The 15,593-nt window shown below is 67.3% G+C and carries 15 protein-coding genes; 3 read left to right on the top strand and 12 right to left on the bottom strand.

Features of this window, described 5'->3' with window-relative positions; all coding sequences use genetic code 11:
• Nucleotides 1–20: 20 nt before the first annotated feature.
• The 5 genes from V2L18_RS22350 to V2L18_RS22370 all read right to left on the bottom strand — a co-directional run bounded on the left by V2L18_RS22350 (nucleotide 21) and on the right by V2L18_RS22370 (nucleotide 5,698).
• A complete protein-coding gene (locus V2L18_RS22350; RefSeq protein WP_336180568.1) occupies nucleotides 21–899 on the bottom strand; it encodes an amidohydrolase family protein in 879 nt (292 codons plus the stop codon).
• Nucleotides 896–2,833 (bottom strand): TRAP transporter fused permease subunit, encoded by a 1,938-nt coding sequence (locus V2L18_RS22355; RefSeq protein WP_336180569.1) that lies wholly within the window; start codon nucleotides 2,831–2,833, stop codon nucleotides 896–898. The genes V2L18_RS22350 and V2L18_RS22355 overlap by 4 nt, the downstream gene beginning before the upstream one ends.
• Before the next feature lie 218 nt (nucleotides 2,834–3,051).
• Complete coding sequence (locus V2L18_RS22360; protein WP_336180570.1) at nucleotides 3,052–4,002, bottom strand: TAXI family TRAP transporter solute-binding subunit; 951 nt, start codon at nucleotides 4,000–4,002, stop codon at nucleotides 3,052–3,054.
• Between the two features lie 273 nt (nucleotides 4,003–4,275).
• Nucleotides 4,276–4,974 (bottom strand): 4-carboxy-4-hydroxy-2-oxoadipate aldolase/oxaloacetate decarboxylase, encoded by a 699-nt coding sequence (locus V2L18_RS22365; RefSeq protein ID WP_336180571.1) that lies wholly within the window; start codon nucleotides 4,972–4,974, stop codon nucleotides 4,276–4,278.
• 4 nt (nucleotides 4,975–4,978) lie between these two features.
• Entirely contained in the window at nucleotides 4,979–5,698 is a 720-nt protein-coding gene (locus V2L18_RS22370; RefSeq protein ID WP_336180595.1) for a PIG-L deacetylase family protein, read from the bottom strand.
• Nucleotides 5,699–5,967: 269 nt separating this feature from the next.
• On the opposite strand from V2L18_RS22370, the gene V2L18_RS22375 reads away from it, so the two are divergent.
• Entirely contained in the window at nucleotides 5,968–7,164 is a 1,197-nt protein-coding gene (locus V2L18_RS22375; RefSeq protein ID WP_336180572.1) for a LysR family transcriptional regulator, read from the top strand.
• A gap of 185 nt (nucleotides 7,165–7,349) precedes the next feature.
• On the opposite strand, the gene V2L18_RS22380 is transcribed toward V2L18_RS22375, so the two are convergent.
• The 3 genes from V2L18_RS22380 to V2L18_RS22390 form a co-directional block, all read right to left on the bottom strand.
• Nucleotides 7,350–8,351, bottom strand: a complete 1,002-nt coding sequence (locus V2L18_RS22380; RefSeq protein ID WP_336180573.1) for an adenosine kinase — start codon at nucleotides 8,349–8,351, stop codon at nucleotides 7,350–7,352.
• Nucleotides 8,352–8,419: 68 nt separating this feature from the next.
• A complete protein-coding gene (locus V2L18_RS22385; protein WP_336180574.1) occupies nucleotides 8,420–9,310 on the bottom strand; it encodes a prephenate dehydratase in 891 nt (296 codons plus the stop codon).
• 52 nt (nucleotides 9,311–9,362) lie between these two features.
• Nucleotides 9,363–10,142 carry a 3-deoxy-manno-octulosonate cytidylyltransferase gene (locus V2L18_RS22390; protein WP_336180575.1) on the bottom strand — a complete coding sequence of 260 codons (780 nt, stop codon included), beginning with the start codon at nucleotides 10,140–10,142 and terminating at the stop codon, nucleotides 9,363–9,365.
• Between the two features lie 433 nt (nucleotides 10,143–10,575).
• Here V2L18_RS22390 and V2L18_RS22395 point away from each other — a divergent pair, with 433 nt between their 5' ends.
• The gene (locus V2L18_RS22395; RefSeq protein WP_336180576.1) at nucleotides 10,576–11,235 is read left to right on the top strand and encodes a cytochrome c family protein; all 660 of its coding nucleotides are present in this window, start codon (nucleotides 10,576–10,578) and stop codon (nucleotides 11,233–11,235) included.
• A gap of 363 nt (nucleotides 11,236–11,598) precedes the next feature.
• On the opposite strand, the gene V2L18_RS22400 is transcribed toward V2L18_RS22395, so the two are convergent.
• The 4 genes from V2L18_RS22400 to V2L18_RS22415 are packed head-to-tail and all read right to left on the bottom strand — an operon-like array spanning nucleotide 11,599 to nucleotide 14,750.
• Nucleotides 11,599–11,970 carry a helix-turn-helix transcriptional regulator gene (locus tag V2L18_RS22400; protein WP_336180577.1) on the bottom strand — a complete coding sequence of 124 codons (372 nt, stop codon included), beginning with the start codon at nucleotides 11,968–11,970 and terminating at the stop codon, nucleotides 11,599–11,601.
• Complete coding sequence (locus tag V2L18_RS22405) at nucleotides 11,967–12,557, bottom strand: Smr/MutS family protein (RefSeq protein ID WP_336180578.1); 591 nt, start codon at nucleotides 12,555–12,557, stop codon at nucleotides 11,967–11,969. Before V2L18_RS22405 ends, V2L18_RS22400 begins: the two co-directional genes overlap by 4 nt.
• On the bottom strand, nucleotides 12,554–14,023 hold the full coding sequence (locus tag V2L18_RS22410) for an MltA domain-containing protein (RefSeq protein WP_336180579.1): 1,470 nt from the start codon (nucleotides 14,021–14,023) through the stop codon (nucleotides 12,554–12,556). The genes V2L18_RS22405 and V2L18_RS22410 overlap by 4 nt, the downstream gene beginning before the upstream one ends.
• A 1-nt stretch (nucleotide 14,024) precedes the next feature.
• Nucleotides 14,025–14,750, bottom strand: a complete 726-nt coding sequence (locus V2L18_RS22415) for a Tim44/TimA family putative adaptor protein (protein WP_336180580.1) — start codon at nucleotides 14,748–14,750, stop codon at nucleotides 14,025–14,027.
• A 196-nt stretch (nucleotides 14,751–14,946) separates the two neighbouring features.
• On the opposite strand from V2L18_RS22415, the gene V2L18_RS22420 reads away from it, so the two are divergent.
• The gene (locus tag V2L18_RS22420) at nucleotides 14,947–15,546 is read left to right on the top strand and encodes an FxsA family protein (protein WP_336180581.1); all 600 of its coding nucleotides are present in this window, start codon (nucleotides 14,947–14,949) and stop codon (nucleotides 15,544–15,546) included.
• Nucleotides 15,547–15,593: the final 47 nt, after the last annotated feature.

The following is a 15,593-nucleotide window of genomic DNA, read 5'->3' on the forward strand; positions in this document are numbered from 1 at the left end:
AGCGACCGCTGCCCGCTCCCCTACGCCTCGTCCGGCCAGTAGAGCCGCATCGGGTTGTCGACCACGAGCTTCTTCAACAGCTCCGGCGTCGGCGCGATCTGGCCCAGCAGATCGACGAGCTGGCCGTCGTCCGGCACCCATTTCTTCATGTTCGGGTGCGGCCAGTCCGTGCCCCACAGCACCTGGTCGGGGAAGGTCTCGACCAGATGGCGGGCCTGCTCGACGCAATCTGCGAACGGCGGGCCGTCGTGCGACAGCCGCTCCGAACCCGACACCTTGATCCAGATGTCCCTGCGCGCCTTCAAGAGCCCTTCCAGAAGCTTCATGCCGGGCTGTTCCAGCCCCAGCGCCGGATCGATGCGGCCCATGTGGTCGATGACGACCGGCACAGGCACTTTTTCGATGACGGGCGCAAGCTCGTGGATCTTCTCCGTGTCGAAATAGATCACCACGTGCCAGCCGAGCGCGCCGTAGCGCTTCGACAGGGCCTCCAGCGCGGCGAGTGCGGCGTCGGAGCCCAGATGCTTGACGAAGTTGAAGCGCGAGCCGCGCACGCCGGCCGCATCGAGCCGTTTCAGCTCCTCATCCGTAACGTCCGGCTTCACCATCGCGATGCCGCGGTAAAGGCCGTCGCCCCATTCCAGCGCATCGACGAGCGCGGCATTGTCGGTGCCGTGGCAGCTCGCCTGCACGATCACCGCGCGCTGAAGGCCCAGATGGTCATGCAGCTCGCGCAGCTTTTCTTTCGGCGCGTCGACGGGCGTGTAGGTGCGCGTCGGGGCGAAGGGGAACGTCGCCGCCGGGCCGAAGACGTGGCAATGCGCATCGACGGCGCCGGCCGGCAGCGCGATGTCCGGCTTCTTCGGGTTCGGGTGGAATGCGAGGTATTCGGCACTCATATCCGCGCAGGCTCCTTGGAGGACAGGGACTTGGAGGAGAGATAGGCCTGGGCGACCACCGACATGCCGAGCGCCAGCCCGGCGAGACGGATGGCCAGCGACAGCGGCTCGTAGTCCGGCATCGAGGTCGGCCACAGGAGCAGCGCCGCACCGGCGACCAGCATCGCCCGGGCCAAGACGCCGAGCGGCACGAACAGCCAGCCGGTGAAGGCGGTAGCAAGCGCGGAGACGCCGATCACGGCGGCGACCGTCTGCAGTGCGATGGAGGCCGGCGAGCCGATCAGCAGCAGGCCCGGCGAGTAGATGAAGACGAACGGGATGACCAGCTTGACGAAGCCGAGGCGGATCGCCTCGAAAGCCGTCTCGTTCGCGCCCGCGCCGGCGATGCTGGCCCCCGCATAGGCAGCCAGCGCCACCGGCGGCGTGATCGCGGAAATCAGGCCGTAGTAGAAGATGAACATGTGCCCGGCGATCAGCGGCAGGCCGAAGTCCTCCAGTGCAGGCGCGACCAGGATCGCCAGCAACAGGTAGGCCGCCGACGTCGGCAGGCCGAGGCCCAGCACGAAGGAGGCGATCATGGTGAAGACCAGCACCAGGAACATGCTGGAGCCGCCCACATCGAGGATCAGGCTGGAGATCTGCAGCGCGAGGCCCGTGAGCGTCAGGACACCGATCAGCACGCCGGCGGTGGCGACCGCGGCGACGACGGAGAGCGTGTTGCGCACGGTATCGACCGTGGCGAGCAGCAGGTTCTTAGGCGAGATGCGGGTAGCCTTGGTCATCGGCATGATGACGAGCGCCATGGCGATCGCGTAGACGACCGACTTCATCGGCGTGTAGCCGTAGACGAGACAGCCGACCAGCACGACGAGCGGCGCCAGCATGTAGCCGCGCGAGGCGAGCACCTTGCCCACCGACGGGATGTCGTCGGCCTCCGCACGCGGCATGTTGAATTTGCCCGCCTCCAGTCGCACAGCGACCAGCAGCGCAAGCACATAAAGAAGTGCCGGGATCAGCGCCGCCATGGCGATGCTGACGTAGGGAATGCCGGTCATCTCGGCCATCAGGAAGGCGGCGGCCCCCATCACCGGCGGCATGATCTGGCCGGCCGATGCGGCGGCAGCCTCGATGGCGCCGGCGGTCTTGGCGCGGTATCCGGCCCGCTTCATCAGCGGAATGGTGAAGGTGCCGGTGGTCACCACGCCGGCGACCGCCGAGCCGTTGATGGCGGAGAACATCGTGGAGGAGACGACGGCGGTCAGCGCCGGACCGCCCTGCACGCGGCCGGTGAGCGCGTGGGCGAGATCGACGAAGGTCTGGCCGAGGCCGGACTTCATCAGGAGAACGCCGAGCAGCGAGAACAGGAAGATGTATTGCGCGGCCACCCCCATCGGGATGCCGAAGACGCCCTCGGTGCGCAGGAACAGGTTGGAGGCGAGCCGCCCGGTCGAATAGCCGGAATTGCCGTAGTCGCCGGGGATCAGGTAGCCGAAATAGGCATAGGCCAGCGCCGCCACCGCGATGGCGACCATGGTGCGCCCGATATAGGCGCGCGCCAGAACCAGGACGATCACCATCGTGGCGACGAACAGCGCCTTGTCGATGTCGTTGGCGATCGCTCCGCGCCGGATGATCTGGGTGTAGTTCTCGTAGAGATAGGGCCCGGGCAGAAGCGCCACGATGGCCAGCGCGTAGCAGGCAAGGCGCAGCACCAGGTTGGTCGAGCGCGTGCCGAGCACCAGAAGGCCGGCGGCCGCCATCAGCGAGAAGAACATGGAGCGCAGCAGAAGCGCCGTCAGCCCGCCGAAATAGGACGTGTAGAGCAGCAGCACCGTGACGGCGAGCGCCAGCGCGGAAACGATCAGAGCGACGACTGTCTTCTCCATGCCCTGGATACGGGCCTTGGGAAGCACCTGAGAGGCGAATTGTTCCATGTGAGTTCCGCTCGACAAGGCGACGGGCGGAGGGGATCAGCCGTCGAAATCAGCTCTCCGCCGTCGATGAATAGAGGTGCCGGCCGGTCCCGGCTGGGTTCGGAAAAATCCGGGCTCGAATGCCGGCGCCGGCCCCCTCGCCTCTCCGTCAACGGGAGAAGGCAACGCGGGCCATGCGCGCGCGGACCGCTGAGGGCCCGCGCGCCGGAAAACGGGCCCTACTTCGCCGCTTCGTCGAAGTAGCGCTTGGCACCCGGGTGCAGCGGGATCGGCGTCTTGGGGCCCTTCTTGAGCGAGATCAGCTTCGCCATGGGGTGAACGGCGCCCAGTTCCTTCAGATTGTCGAACAGCGTCTTGGTGACATTGTAGACGAGGTTCTCATCCGCATCGGCCGCGGTGAAGAGGATCGCCGGGTCGGCGAGCTGCGGGGTGTCCTGATCCGTGCCGCGATAGGTGCCGCCGGGCAGCATGTCGACCGCGTAGAAGGGATAGTCCTTCAGGAGCTCGGCGAGCTTGGCCTCGTCGACCGGCACGAAGGTCACGTCCTCGGACGTCGCCAGCTCGATCAGCGCGGAGGCCGGAATGCCGGCGAGAACCATGGTCGCGTCCAGGTTGCCGTCCTTCATCGCGTTGGTCGCTTCCGAATAGGACAGGTACTGGATGTTGCTTTCGTTATAGGCGCCGTAGGCCTTCAGCAGGCGTTCGGCGATGACAGAGGAGTTGGAGCCCGGAGGGCCGACGGAGATGCGCTTGTCCTTCAGATCCGCGATCGACTTGACGTTGGCATCCTTCATGGCCGCGATCTGCAGCATCGCCGGATAGAGATAGGCGATGGCCGCGACGTTCTGCTTCTCCTCGAACGGGTCCTCGCCGTTTGCGCCCGCATAGAGCACCGAGGCCGACGAGAAGCCCATGGTCATCTCGCCCATGGACACGCGGCGGATGTTCTCGATTGAGGCGCCGGTCACCTCGGCCTTGGCGGTGATGCCGTCGCCGTGCTTGTTGATGACGTCGGCCATGCCGGCGCCCACGGCGTAGAACACGCCGCCGGTGCCGCCGGTGCCGATGGACACGCGGTCGGCCGCTTGAGCGGAGCCAAATGTGGCGCCGGCCGCCAGACCAGCCACCAGACCGGCAGCCATGAGCGTTGTCAGGATGCGTTTCTTCATTGGGCAGTACCTCCCGGGTTGAAGCGTTTCTCCACGGAGGCCCCCGCAAGGGCTTTCCCGCCCCCTCGGCAGGGCCGTGTCGCCCCGATGTCGCGCCTCCGGTATTCCGTTACGGAGCACCCGTGCGATGGCGGGAACTCCGATGGCGGCCGGCCATTTCGGTCGGCCAGTTCGCCGTGTCCGCCATCTTGCCGACTTTGCCGCGCGCCACGAAGCGGCGAAACGACACAATCATGCAACCCGGCTTTGTCGCCGCTCCCCACGGCTTCGGCGTCAGATGTACTTCAGTCCCTTCTCCGCGAGCCGCTCGCGCATCTTGTAGATGTCGAGGCCCAGTTCGCCCGATGCCAGCCGCTCGCGCTTGGACGTCTCGTTGGCCTCGCGCGCCTCGGCCTTTTCCAGCGCGAGCGTGGCATGTTCGCGCTTCACCACGCAGACCCCGTCATCGTCCGCGATGATCACGTCGCCCGGATCGATCGCGGCGCCCGCGCACACGATCGGCACGTTGACCGAGCCGAGCGTCTCCTTGACCGTGCCTTGCGCGAAGACGGCGCTCGACCAGACGGGAAAGCCCATTTCGGTGAGATCCCTCACGTCGCGCACGCCGGCGTCGATGACGAGCCCGCGCACGCCGCGCGCGACAAGCGATGTGGCGAGAAGATCGCCGAAATAGCCGGCGTTCGACGGCGAGGTCGGCGCGACGACGAGGATGTCGCCGGGCCGGCACTGCTCCACGGCCACATGGATCATCCAGTTGTCGGCCGGCGGAATGGACACGGTCACGGCGGAGCCCGCGATGCGGGCGCCGGAATAAATCGGCCTCAGGCGCGCATCGAGAAGTCCGATGCGGCCCTGCGCCTCGTGCACGGTCGCCACGCCGCATCTGGCAAGCCCGTCGATGACAGCGGCATCGGCGCGCTCGATCTCCCGGACGACGACATGTTCGCCGGGAGCGGGTCGATAGATCGCCATGGTCCTACAGCTCCGAGATCATGCGCGGGAAGATCGACTGGTAGCCTTCGCCATATTCGACGTTCTTGCCACCGGCCTGACCGCCGGAATTGCGCTTGGCCTGCACGCCACGCTGCTTGCCGACCCGGGTGTAGTATTCCCACAGGTGCTCCTGGCCCTGCATGCACTGGATGGCGGCGTACTTCTTGTCCCACACTTCGGAGATGTCGAGAAGCACGTCCGGCTTCCAGCCGCACTGTTCGGTCTGATGGGGCTCGAACAGATAGACTTGCGGGGCTCCCAGGATCTTTTCGCCCGGGTTATGGCCCCACGCCTGTGCGATCATCCGGCACTCGATGGTCATCTTGGTGGCCGCCGGATGATCGGTATTGTAAGGATCTTCAAGGGAATGGGAGAGGATGAACTTCGGCTGCACCTTGCGCATCACGTCGACGAGCCGGAACTTCGCCTCCTCCGTGACGCCGAGCGGATAGTCGCCGATGTCGAAGAACTGGATGTCGGCGACACCCAGTGCGGCCGCAGCCGCTTCCGCTTCCTTGCGGCGCTCGGTCTTGACATGCTCCATCGTGCAGCCGTCCTGCTTCCACAGCTTGGCGCTTTCCCCGCGCTCGCCGTAGGACAGGCAGACGATCGTGACGTCGTAGCCCTTCTTGGCGTGCAGCGCGATGGCACCGCCGGCGCGCCAGACGAAATCGGCGGAATGGGCACTGACGACGAGGGCCATCGGCTTCGGGCTGGTGGAATTCTGTTCGCTCACGCGGCACGCTCCTTGACTGGTTTCGTTGCGGGCGCGAGCGGCAGGCTGGGCAGGGCGATCCCGCCCCTGATATGAAGGACGCCGACCGCGATCCTGCCAGGGCGCCGCCACGACCTCCCCCACAGAGGTCTGGACCATGCGCCAACGCGTCGCGGCGGGCCAGTCGAAATCATCTCGATAATGATAAGTTCTCGCTATAGGCTTGCCGGCGGATACCATCCATACGGACCGAACACTTGGCGGAACTACCAAACATTCATCACCTGCGTGCCTTCGCGCTCGCGGCCCGGCTGAACTCGGTTCACCGTGCGGCAGATGCCGCGCATCTGTCCCAGCCGGCGGTGACCCAGGCGCTCGCGCGGCTTGAGAAGCGTTATGGCTGCCGGTTCTTCGAACGCCGCTCCACCGGTGTCTATCCGACGGAGCTCGGCGAGATCATGCTGGCCCGGGTGGAACGCGCGCTGGATCTGATCGGCGAGGCCGCGCGCCGGCTTTCGGAAAGCGCGCGCCGCTCCGCCCAGACGAAGGGCGGGACGATCGAGCGGCTGGCGACCACCGCCCAGCTTCGCGCGCTGGTGGCGATCGCGCGCACAGGCGGCTATTCAGCGGCCGCCCGCGCCCTCGGCCTTGCGCAGCCATCCGTCCACCGGGCCGCCCGCGATCTGGAGCGGCTGGCCGGCGTGCCGCTGTTCGAGCGCATCAGCCAGGGCGTGGCGCTGACGCCGCAGGGCCGCATGCTGGCGCTCCGGGCCGCGCTCGCCTTTCGCGAGATCGATGCGGCGACCGATGATCTGGAGGAGGCCAAGGGTCTCGTGCGCGGCCGGCTCGTCATCGGCACGCTGCCGCTGGTGCGCAGCGAGATCCTACCGGAGGCGGTGACCGCGCTTTGCAAGCGCTACCCGCAGGCCTCCATCCGCATCGACGACGGGTCCTACGCCAGCCAGCTGCAGGCGCTGAGGATGGGCGAGATCGATCTGTTGATCGGCGCGCTGCGCCGGCCGGCGCCGGCCGAAGACGTGGAAGAGCGCGAGTTCTTCACCGATACGCTGTCGGTGATCGCCCGTGTCGGCCATCCGCTCGCCGGGCGCGCCCGTGTCGCGCCTGAGGATCTCCAGCGCTATCCCTGGGTCGTGCCGCGCTCCGGAACACCGACGCGCGAGCATTTCGAGACGCTGATCGGCTCGCAGTCGATGAGCGGGCTGATCGAGACCTCGTCGCTCGTGGCCTTGCGCGGGCTTCTTGTGAAGAGCGACCGGCTGAGCCTGCTGTCGCGGCGCCAGATCACCTACGAGGAGCGCGCCGGTCTGCTGACGGCGCTTCCCGTCGAACTCGGCGACCGCCCCCGCCCGATCGGCGTGACGCTGCGCGCCAACTGGCGCCCGACCGGACTGCAGACGGCGTTCCTGGAGATCCTGCGCGAAAAGGCCCGGTAGACGGGGGTATACCCGATCCCTCCGCCGTCATCACCCGGCTCTGTCCGGGTGATCCAGCGGCCGCCGCACATGCCGCAGCCCGCGATGGATTGCCCGGACGAAGCCTGTGCTCGCGAAAGCGGGTGCCGGGCGATGACGGAAGAGAGGTCTGAGCGGCCTGCCCCGGCAATTGCCGGGGCGCCTTCTCAGATGTCGAAGCCGTTCTGGGCGGCGAGGTTCTTCAGCGAGGCCTCGGGCCGCGCGCCGACGTGGCCGATCACCTCCGCCGCCGCCATGCAGCCCAGCTCCGCGCAGCGCGGCAGCTCATAGCCGCGTGCCAGCCCGAACAGGAAGCCGGCGGCGTAGAGATCGCCCGCACCCGTCAGATCGACGACCTCGTCGACCGGATTGGCACGCACCTTGAAGGTCTCCTCGCGGGTGACGGTCAGCGAGCCCTTTTCCGACAGGGTGACTGTGGCCAGCCGCGCATCCTCGCGCACCGCGTTGATCGCGCTGTCGATGTCGGAGGTCTCGTAGAGCGCCTTCAGCTCGTGCTCGTTGGCGAAGACGATATCGACCGCACCGGTGCGGATCAGCTCGCGGAATTCACCGCGGTAGCGGTCGACACAGAAGCTGTCCGACAGCGTCAGCGCCGTCTGGCGGTCGGCGGCATGCGCCAGATCCATCGCCCGGCGGAACGCCTCCTTGGCGGCCGGCGGATCCCACAGGTAGCCTTCCATGTAGGTGATGGCGGAGCGGGAGACGAGATCGGCGTCGATGTCGTCGGGGCCGAGTTCGGTGCAGGCGCCGAGATAGGTGTTCATGGTCCGCTCGCCGTCCGGCGTGATGAGGATCATGGAGCGGGCGGTCGGATTGCCGCCTTTCAGCGGCGCGGTGGAGAAATGGGCGCCGATGCCGCGCATGTCGTGCGCATAGGCCGCGCCCAGCTCGTCGTCGGCGACCTTGCCGATATAGGCGGCCTTGCCGCCGAGCGAGGCGATGCCGGCGATGGTGTTGCCGGCGCTGCCGCCCGACATCCGGGTGGCCGAGCCCATCTTGCCGTAGAGACGTTCCGCCTCGGCGGTGTCGACAAGGCGCATGGAGCCTTTCACCAGCTTCTCGGTGACGAGGAAGTCGGATTCGACATGGGCGAAGACGTCGGCGATCGCGTTGCCGATGCCGAGAACGTCGTAGGTCAGATCGGTCATTCAGATGTCCGTTCGTTGTTGGTCGGAAGGGTGAAGCCCGCTTTGAGGGTTCCGGATCGCCGGAGGCGTCAGACGCCGGGCGTCGGCCGGAGCGCGCGGTTGGCCTCCGGCTCGCGGATCTTCTCGCGGAAGGGGCTGGCGCGATAGACGCCCAGCATCTTGAATTCGGCACAGAAGAACTTCAGCTCCTCCAGCGCCAGGGCCACGTTGCGCTCGTCCGGGTGGCCCTCGACATCCGCATAGAACATGGACGCGAAGAACTGGCCTTCGAGCTGGTAGCTCTCCAGCTTCGTCATGTTGACGTTGTTCGTCGCGAAACCGCCGAGCGCCTTGTAGAGCGCGGCCGGCACGTTGCGCACGCGGAAGATCATGGTGGTGATGACGGGCTGGCCGTTGTCGGCCGCCCGCATGTCGTCGCGCGCGAGGATCAGGAAGCGGGTCGTGTTGTGAGCCGCGTCCTCAACATCGCGCGCGAGGATTTCCAGGCCGTAGGCCTCCGCCGCCAGATCCGGGGCGAGGGCGGCGGCCGTAAGATCGCCGCGCTCGGCGATCTGGCGGGCGGAGCCGGCGGTGTCGGCGCCGACGACGGCGGCAAGTCCCAGCCGGCGGATCAGCTTGCGGCACTGGCCGAGCGCCATGATGTGGCTCTGCACGCTCTTCAGCCCCTCGATGGTGGCGCCCTTGGGCGCCATCAGCTGGAAACGGATCGGCATGAAATATTCGCCGATGATGTGCATGGAGGAACGCGGCAGCAGGTGGTGGATGTCGGCCACGCGTCCCGCGACCGAGTTCTCCACCGGGATCATGCCGAGTTCGGCCTCCCCCGATTCCAGCGCGTGAAAGCAGTCCTCGAAGGTCGCGCAGGGCACCGATTCGTAGTCGGGGTACACGTCCCGGCAGGCCATATGCGAATTCGCACCCGGCTCGCCCTGATACACGATCTTCTTCATGCTCGACATTTCTGGATTGATCCTCGAAATCTTCTTGTCGTTGTTATGTCAGGTCTTTTCATCAGGCCTTTTCGGAGGCCGCTTCCATGCGGGCGAAGGCGGCGCGCACGCGTTCCAGATCCTGGGCGGTGTTGACGTCCATCGGCGTCGCCGGAACCAGGCTCACGTCGATGCGCATACCCGCCTCAAGTGCGCGAAGCTGTTCCAGCTTCTCGCGCATTTCAAGCGGCGATGGCGGCATGGCGACGAACCGTTCGAGCGCGGCCCGGCGCCAGGCATAGACGCCGATGTGCTGGTAGAGCGGCCCGTCGCCGGTGGGAGCGGTGGCGCGGGTGAAATAGAGCGCGCGGTGGCGTCCGGGCGAAAGCGGCGTGGTGACGGCCTTGACGAAGCTCGGGTCGCTGCGCCCCGCCTCGTCGCGGATCTCGGTCATGATGGTACCGATGTCGACGGCCGGGTCGGAAAGCGGATCGAGGGCCGCGGCGAGCGAGGCCGGATCGATCAGCGGCACGTCGCCCTGCAGGTTGAGGATGACGTCGCAGTCGGGATCGGCCTTCTTGACCGCCTCGCGCACGCGGTCGGAGCCCGAGGCGTGGTCCTTGCTGGTCATGACGGCGCGCCCGCCGGCGGCCTCCACCACCGCGCAGATGCGCGCGTCGTCGGCCGCCACCACGACGGGGCCGAGATCGGCCTCGCGGGCACGGTCGAGCACCTGGACGATCATCGGTTTGCCGGCGATATCGGCCAGCGGCTTGTCGGGCAATCGGGAGGAAGCCATGCGCGCCGGGATCACCACGAGAACACGCGGGAGGCGGCGGGAAGAACCAGTGGAAGCGGACATCGAGAAAAGTGCTCCTGGATCGACGCGGAAACCGTTCGGGCCTTCAGGGGTCTTGCGCCGAAGCGCCATTGCGTTGACCGGGCTGGGCTCCCCGGCATCGATCGGGTTCATGGTCTTGGAACGGCGCCGTCCCGGCCCGGACCCTCGGCCGGGCCCGAGGCTCAAGGCTCGGGCCGGGCCCCGGTTCCTGGGGCGGACGCGCTGCTCCGGCGTGCGGGCGTCTGATCGGGCGGATCGCGGCGGCATGCAAACGCTTGCCGGACGCGCTCCCGCTCTTGTACCAATGACGCAGGAAGTGGTTGTTTTATACCTATGGACAGCGGCGTCAAAAAATTTGTAGTTTCCGGCGACTTTGGGCAAAAGTGCTGACAGGGACGGGGAGGGTTGCTGCCGGTCGTCTCCTGACAGCAAGTCAAGTGGAGAAATGGCCGACATGGATAGCTTCGAGCTGAACAAGATCGCCGGAGCAGTGCTGCTCTCCCTTCTCGTCATCATGGCGCTGGGGGTGTCCTCCGACATCATCTTCGACAGCCACGAACCGGAGGTCGCCGGCTATCCGATCGAGGTCGCGTCGGCGGATGGCGCTGGGGCAAGTGCCGAACCTGCCGAAGCGGAAGCGCCGAAGTCGCTGGCCCAGCGCCTGGCCGAAGCCGATGCCGGCGCCGGCGAGAAGGTCTCCAAGAAGTGCCTTGCCTGCCATTCCTTCGAGGAGGGCGGTCCGAACAAGGTCGGCCCGAACCTGTGGGGCGTCGTCGGCCGCAAGCCGGCCAGCCACGAGGGCTTCAACTACTCCGCCGCCATGCAGGAATTCGCCGCCTCGCATCCGGAATGGACGTTCGAGCAGCTCGACGAATTCGTCACCAAGCCGAAGGATCACATCCCCGGCACCGCGATGGCCTTCGCCGGCCTATCCAAGGCGGATGACCGCGCCAACCTGATCGTCTACCTGCACACGCTGTCGGAAAACCCGTTGCCGCTGCCGACCCCTGAGGCCGCCGCGCCGGAAGGCGGTTCGACCGAGAACACCGGCGATGCGGCCCCCGCGGAAGGAGCCGCCCCGGCCGAGCCGGAGACCGCGCCCGCCAACCAGTAGGCGCGGGCATCCTCAGCGACATGTGCGGGCGGGGCGTTCCGAGACGTCCCGTCGATTGGCCCGCCGCCCGGATCCGGATCGTTTCATGCTCTGGCGGAAGCGGGTTCGTGTGTTGGGGCTCATCCTTCGAGACGCCCGCTGACGCGGGCTCCTCAGGATGACGTTGTCCGGGTTGCTATTTCCGCGAAATCAGCGACAGACACAACGAAGGCCTCAACAAACTCAACCTCATCCTGAGGAGCGCTCGCAAGAGCGCGTCTCGAAGGATGGGCCGCACGGAAGATGCGCGCCGTGCTCCCGCCCATCCGTAAAGCGCGTCCCCGCCACCGCAGCAAACGCGAAAGAGGCCACGCCCCTGCCCGCCTATACCCCGTCCTTGGCGGCCACCACGCGCAGCTGGTGGATCATGTGCTGGAGCGACTCCTTCGACAGGCCGGCGATCTTGGCCGACATGAGGTTGGCGAGTTCGGTTGCCTCCGGTTCCAGTCCGGCCGTGTCCACCGTGATGCGCGGATCGGAGATCTCGGCGAGCCGCTGCAACTCTTCCGCCTCGTCCCAGATCACGTTGAAGAAGGTGATGATGCGGTGGACCATGAACCAGGTCGGGCGGCCGCGCCGGCCGTGTTCGAGCGCGGACAGATAGGCGCTGGAGACCTGAAGCGTCTGCGCCATTTCCTTCAGCGTGATGCCGCGCTTGCGGCGCAGGTCGCGCAGCTTCGCTCCGAACGGTGTCATCGCCGCCCCCCGTTTCCGCTTCCCTTGCCCTGGCCCTTGCCCGCGCGCCGGATCCGCACGTAGAGCGCCCCGGCCCCGCCATGGCCGGCATGCGCCTCCTCAAAACCGATCACCAGCATGCGGAATTCCGGCCGCTCCAGCCACAGCGGCACCATGCGCCGCAAAACCCCTTCGCCCGAGCCGGAGCGTCCGCCCTTGCCGGTGATCACCAGCACCAGACGGTGGCCCTCGCCCTGGGCGAGCGCGAGAAAGCGGCGCAGGCGACCGTGGGCCTGGTTCTGGGTCATGCCGTGCAGGTCGATGCGCGCATCGATCGCCTGCTTGCCGCGCGCCACCTTCTGGCGCATGCGGCGATCCAGCGGAGCGAGCGCGGGAATCGAAGGCGGCGGGCGCAGCGCGGCCGGGGCGGTCTGCGTCTTCTTCGGCGCGGAAACAGGCGCGCCGGCCGGCGGTGCCGGCGGTTCCTCCGCCTCGTCCGCCGGCAGGGTCTTTCCGGGCAGTGGGTCCAGCGTGCGCACGACCTGGCGCCAGAGGCGCTTTTCCTCCGGGCTCAGGGGGCGTCCGCGCCGCCCGCGGCCACCGCTCACCGCTTGTCTCCCGAAAGTGCGGCCGCCGCCAGCTTCGAGCCGCGCGGCGCCAGCACCGTGAAACGCGCCGCGTGGCGGATTTCGCCGGCAACATGGCCGGCTTGCGTGCCGGTGCCCACGAAGATGTCGCCGCGCGCCGGGCCGATTATGGCCGATCCCGTGTCCTGCGCGATCATCAGCCGGCGCAACGCGCCGCCTGCGGTCGCGGGCAGGTCCGATTCCACGAAGATGGGCGTTCCGAAGGCATGGAGCTTGCGGTCGACGGCGAGCGAACGGCCTGCCGTCAGCGGCACGCCGGCCGCTCCTTCCGGGCCGTCCGTCTCCTCGCCCGCCACCTCGCGGAAGAAGATGAAGGAGCGGTTTTGCGCCATCAGCGCGCCCGCATCGTCGCGGTGGGCCTCCAGCCAGGCGCGCAAGGCAGCCATGGTCATGTCCTCGCGCGCGATCTCGCCGCGCGCGATCAGGATGCGGCCGATGGCTGTGTAGGGCTGGCCGCTCTTGGCCGCATAGGCGAGCCGCATCACCGAACCGTCAGCGAGCTTCAGGCGGGCCGAGCCCTGAATGTGGATGAAGAAGGCATCAAGCGGGTTCTCGACCCAGGCGATCTCCAGTCCGCGTCCGGCAAGCGCGCCGTCGATGATCGCGGCACGGTCGGGATATTCGGCAAGCCGTCCGTCGGGCAGCCTGCGGGCGAAGGCGTATTCATCGTGGATGCCGGCCCTGCGCGCCGCACCCCGCATCGCGCCCGTGATCTTCACCAGATCGTCGGGCCGCCGGTAGATCGGCACGGAGAAGCGGGCCGTGCGCGTGCGGCTGCCGGCGATCGCCGGTTCGAAATAGCCGGTGACGAAGCCCGGTTCTGATAGCCGCACGGGAACGAAGTCCCGCTCAAAGAAGGCGCGCGCCGCTTCGTGCGATCCTTTTGCCGCCTCCGCCCGGGCGCACAGCGCGCCGAGATCGCGCCCGGTGATGCCGAGCGTGCCGGTGCGCCCATGCGGGGCGCGGCAGCCTTTCAGGAAGGCGGTAAGTGCTGCGCGCTTGTCGTCGTCGCGCCAGCCGGGAAGATCTGCGAAGGAGATGGTTTCAAACGCCGGCCGGGCGCGTGCAGGCGAGAGGCCTGGATCGGGCGCGCCGGAAGCGACGCGCAGCGGCGATGCGCCGGAAACGGTTTCGGGATGGCCACTGGAACCGGAAAGAGGCGACCTGTCGTCCTCGGGAAGCGTCACCGTCACGGCCTCGTTCGTCCTGGCTCCGCCCGTGCCTGTACTCGTGCCCGAAGTCGTGACAGGCGCGGCCCGTACCGGCTGGGGGCCGGCCAGCGGCCCCGCCGCCAGCATCGCGCACGCCAGAAGCCCCAGGCTTCGTATCCCGGCCCGGAAGCTCCGGCGGCCGTCTCCGCCGGAAGTCGCGCCTCCGGCGGGGCGCGGCGGCGGGCAGGCTGCCCCCTGCCGCTTCATGGCCGGCATGTCAGTCCGCCGTTTCGGTCGCCACCAGCTTCCAGTTCGGATCGCGCTGGGTCACGTCGCGCGAGAACGTCCAGATGTCGGTCACGTCGACGACCTGGTTCGGATCGCCCTCGATGATGGCGCCGTCCTCGTTGCGGGTGGCGGAGATGATCTTGGAGCGGAAGCGCACCGTCACCTGGGCGATGTTCTTCTTCAGCGTCGCCTCCACGATCTCCGCCTTGTCGATGCCGACGAAGGTGAAGGCCACCGTCTCCTTGCGCTGCTCCCTGTCGGCAATTGCCGCGACGAAGCCGTCATAGACTTCCTTCGACAGCAGGTTCTTCAGGGTCTTGCGGTCGCCCGCGGCAAACGCGGTAACGATCATCTCGTAGGCCGCCTTGCCGCCTTCCACGAAGCTGCGCGGATCGAACGATCGGTCGGAGGAGATGATCGCGCGCAGCGCCTCGTTGAGCGCGCTGCCCGCAGGCGCGACCTTTTCCAGCCGGCGGTCCTGCGCCTGCTTGCGCTCGTCCTCGTCGTCCCCCTCCTCGCCGCGCGAGGGCAGTGACACGACATTGTCGTTGCCTTCGCGCCCGCCTTCCGCGCTTTCGCGCTGGCGCGGCGAATAGGGATCGAACGGCGGGCGCTCGCTGCCCGTGCGACGGCCGAGAACGCTGCGCAATTTGAACAGGATCACGACGGCCAGTACGAGGAAGATAATGCTGTAGACGTCGAGAAAACCAGTCATGTCCCGCTACCGGCTGTGCTGTTCTTCGAAGGAGCGACGGCCCGCTCAGCCGCCAACTGGCGATGCTGCTGCCCGTCCGTCACCGTTATCCTTCTCCTATGTAAGTCTCCTTGAACCAGCATCCAACGCCAAGCACAAGCCCCGCGTGCCGATTGCCGCAAAAACGTGAGCGAAACGGCGAAAAAAATCGAATTACATGTTTGAAAGTAAGCGTTTCTCCGGCCATTCCCGACAGTGCATGCTGGCATCGGAGCGTTTCGACACCTATGTATCGCGCGAACACTTGCGAGGCACGATGAAACCCGGACTGCTGCTCCCCATCGCCCTTTTAGGGATTCCGATCCTCGAGATTGCCGTCTTCATCCAGGTCGGCAGCCTCATTGGCGTCTTCCCCACGCTGGCGATGATCTTCGTCACCGCCGTCATCGGCACGTCGCTGCTGCGGTACCAGGGCTTTTCGCTGCTCACCCGCATCCGCGCCGAAATGGATGCCGGCCGCATCCCCGGCGCCGAACTCGGCCACGGCGCGATGATCCTTGTCGCCGGCGTGCTGCTGCTCACCCCCGGCTTCGTCACCGACACGATCGGCTTCCTGCTGTTCGTGCCGGCCATCCGCTCGGCGCTCTGGCGCTTCATCGCCCGTCACGTTGTCGTGATCGACATGGCCCGCGGCGGCCCGGCGCGGGGCGCTTCGGGCCGGAACCCGAACGATCCGGTGGTCGATCTCGACGAGGAGGAATGGAGCCGCAAGTCCGGAAACCCGGACACGCCGTGGAACGACAAGCGCCTGAACTAGGGGCTCTCAGCTTCCGGCGGGCGTGGCCCGGTCCCACCCGCCGCAAA

It is taken from the genome of Breoghania sp. JC706 (assembly GCF_037026715.1).
GTDB lineage: Bacteria > Pseudomonadota > Alphaproteobacteria > Rhizobiales > Stappiaceae > Breoghania.

Bases quoted from the DNA above. Each gene is read 5' to 3' on its own strand.
- V2L18_RS22395 (WP_336180576.1), top strand. From the start codon at position 10,576: ATGGATAGCTTCGAGCTGAACAAGATCGCCGGAGCAGTGCTGCTCTCC.
- V2L18_RS22415 (WP_336180580.1), bottom strand. From the start codon at position 14,750: ATGACTGGTTTTCTCGACGTCTACAGCATTATCTTCCTCGTACTGGCC.
- V2L18_RS22400 (WP_336180577.1), bottom strand. From the start codon at position 11,970: ATGACACCGTTCGGAGCGAAGCTGCGCGACCTGCGCCGCAAGCGCGGC.
- V2L18_RS22420 (WP_336180581.1), top strand. From the start codon at position 14,947: ATGTTTGAAAGTAAGCGTTTCTCCGGCCATTCCCGACAGTGCATGCTG.
- V2L18_RS22390 (WP_336180575.1), bottom strand. From the start codon at position 10,142: ATGTCCGCTTCCACTGGTTCTTCCCGCCGCCTCCCGCGTGTTCTCGTG.
- V2L18_RS22380 (WP_336180573.1), bottom strand. From the start codon at position 8,351: ATGACCGATCTGACCTACGACGTTCTCGGCATCGGCAACGCGATCGCC.
- V2L18_RS22365 (WP_336180571.1), bottom strand. From the start codon at position 4,974: ATGGCGATCTATCGACCCGCTCCCGGCGAACATGTCGTCGTCCGGGAG.
- V2L18_RS22370 (WP_336180595.1), bottom strand. From the start codon at position 5,698: ATGGCCCTCGTCGTCAGTGCCCATTCCGCCGATTTCGTCTGGCGCGCC.
- V2L18_RS22385 (WP_336180574.1), bottom strand. From the start codon at position 9,310: ATGTCGAGCATGAAGAAGATCGTGTATCAGGGCGAGCCGGGTGCGAAT.
- V2L18_RS22350 (WP_336180568.1), bottom strand. From the start codon at position 899: ATGAGTGCCGAATACCTCGCATTCCACCCGAACCCGAAGAAGCCGGAC.
- V2L18_RS22355 (WP_336180569.1), bottom strand. From the start codon at position 2,833: ATGGAACAATTCGCCTCTCAGGTGCTTCCCAAGGCCCGTATCCAGGGC.
- V2L18_RS22360 (WP_336180570.1), bottom strand. From the start codon at position 4,002: ATGAAGAAACGCATCCTGACAACGCTCATGGCTGCCGGTCTGGTGGCT.
- V2L18_RS22410 (WP_336180579.1), bottom strand. From the start codon at position 14,023: ATGCCGGCCATGAAGCGGCAGGGGGCAGCCTGCCCGCCGCCGCGCCCC.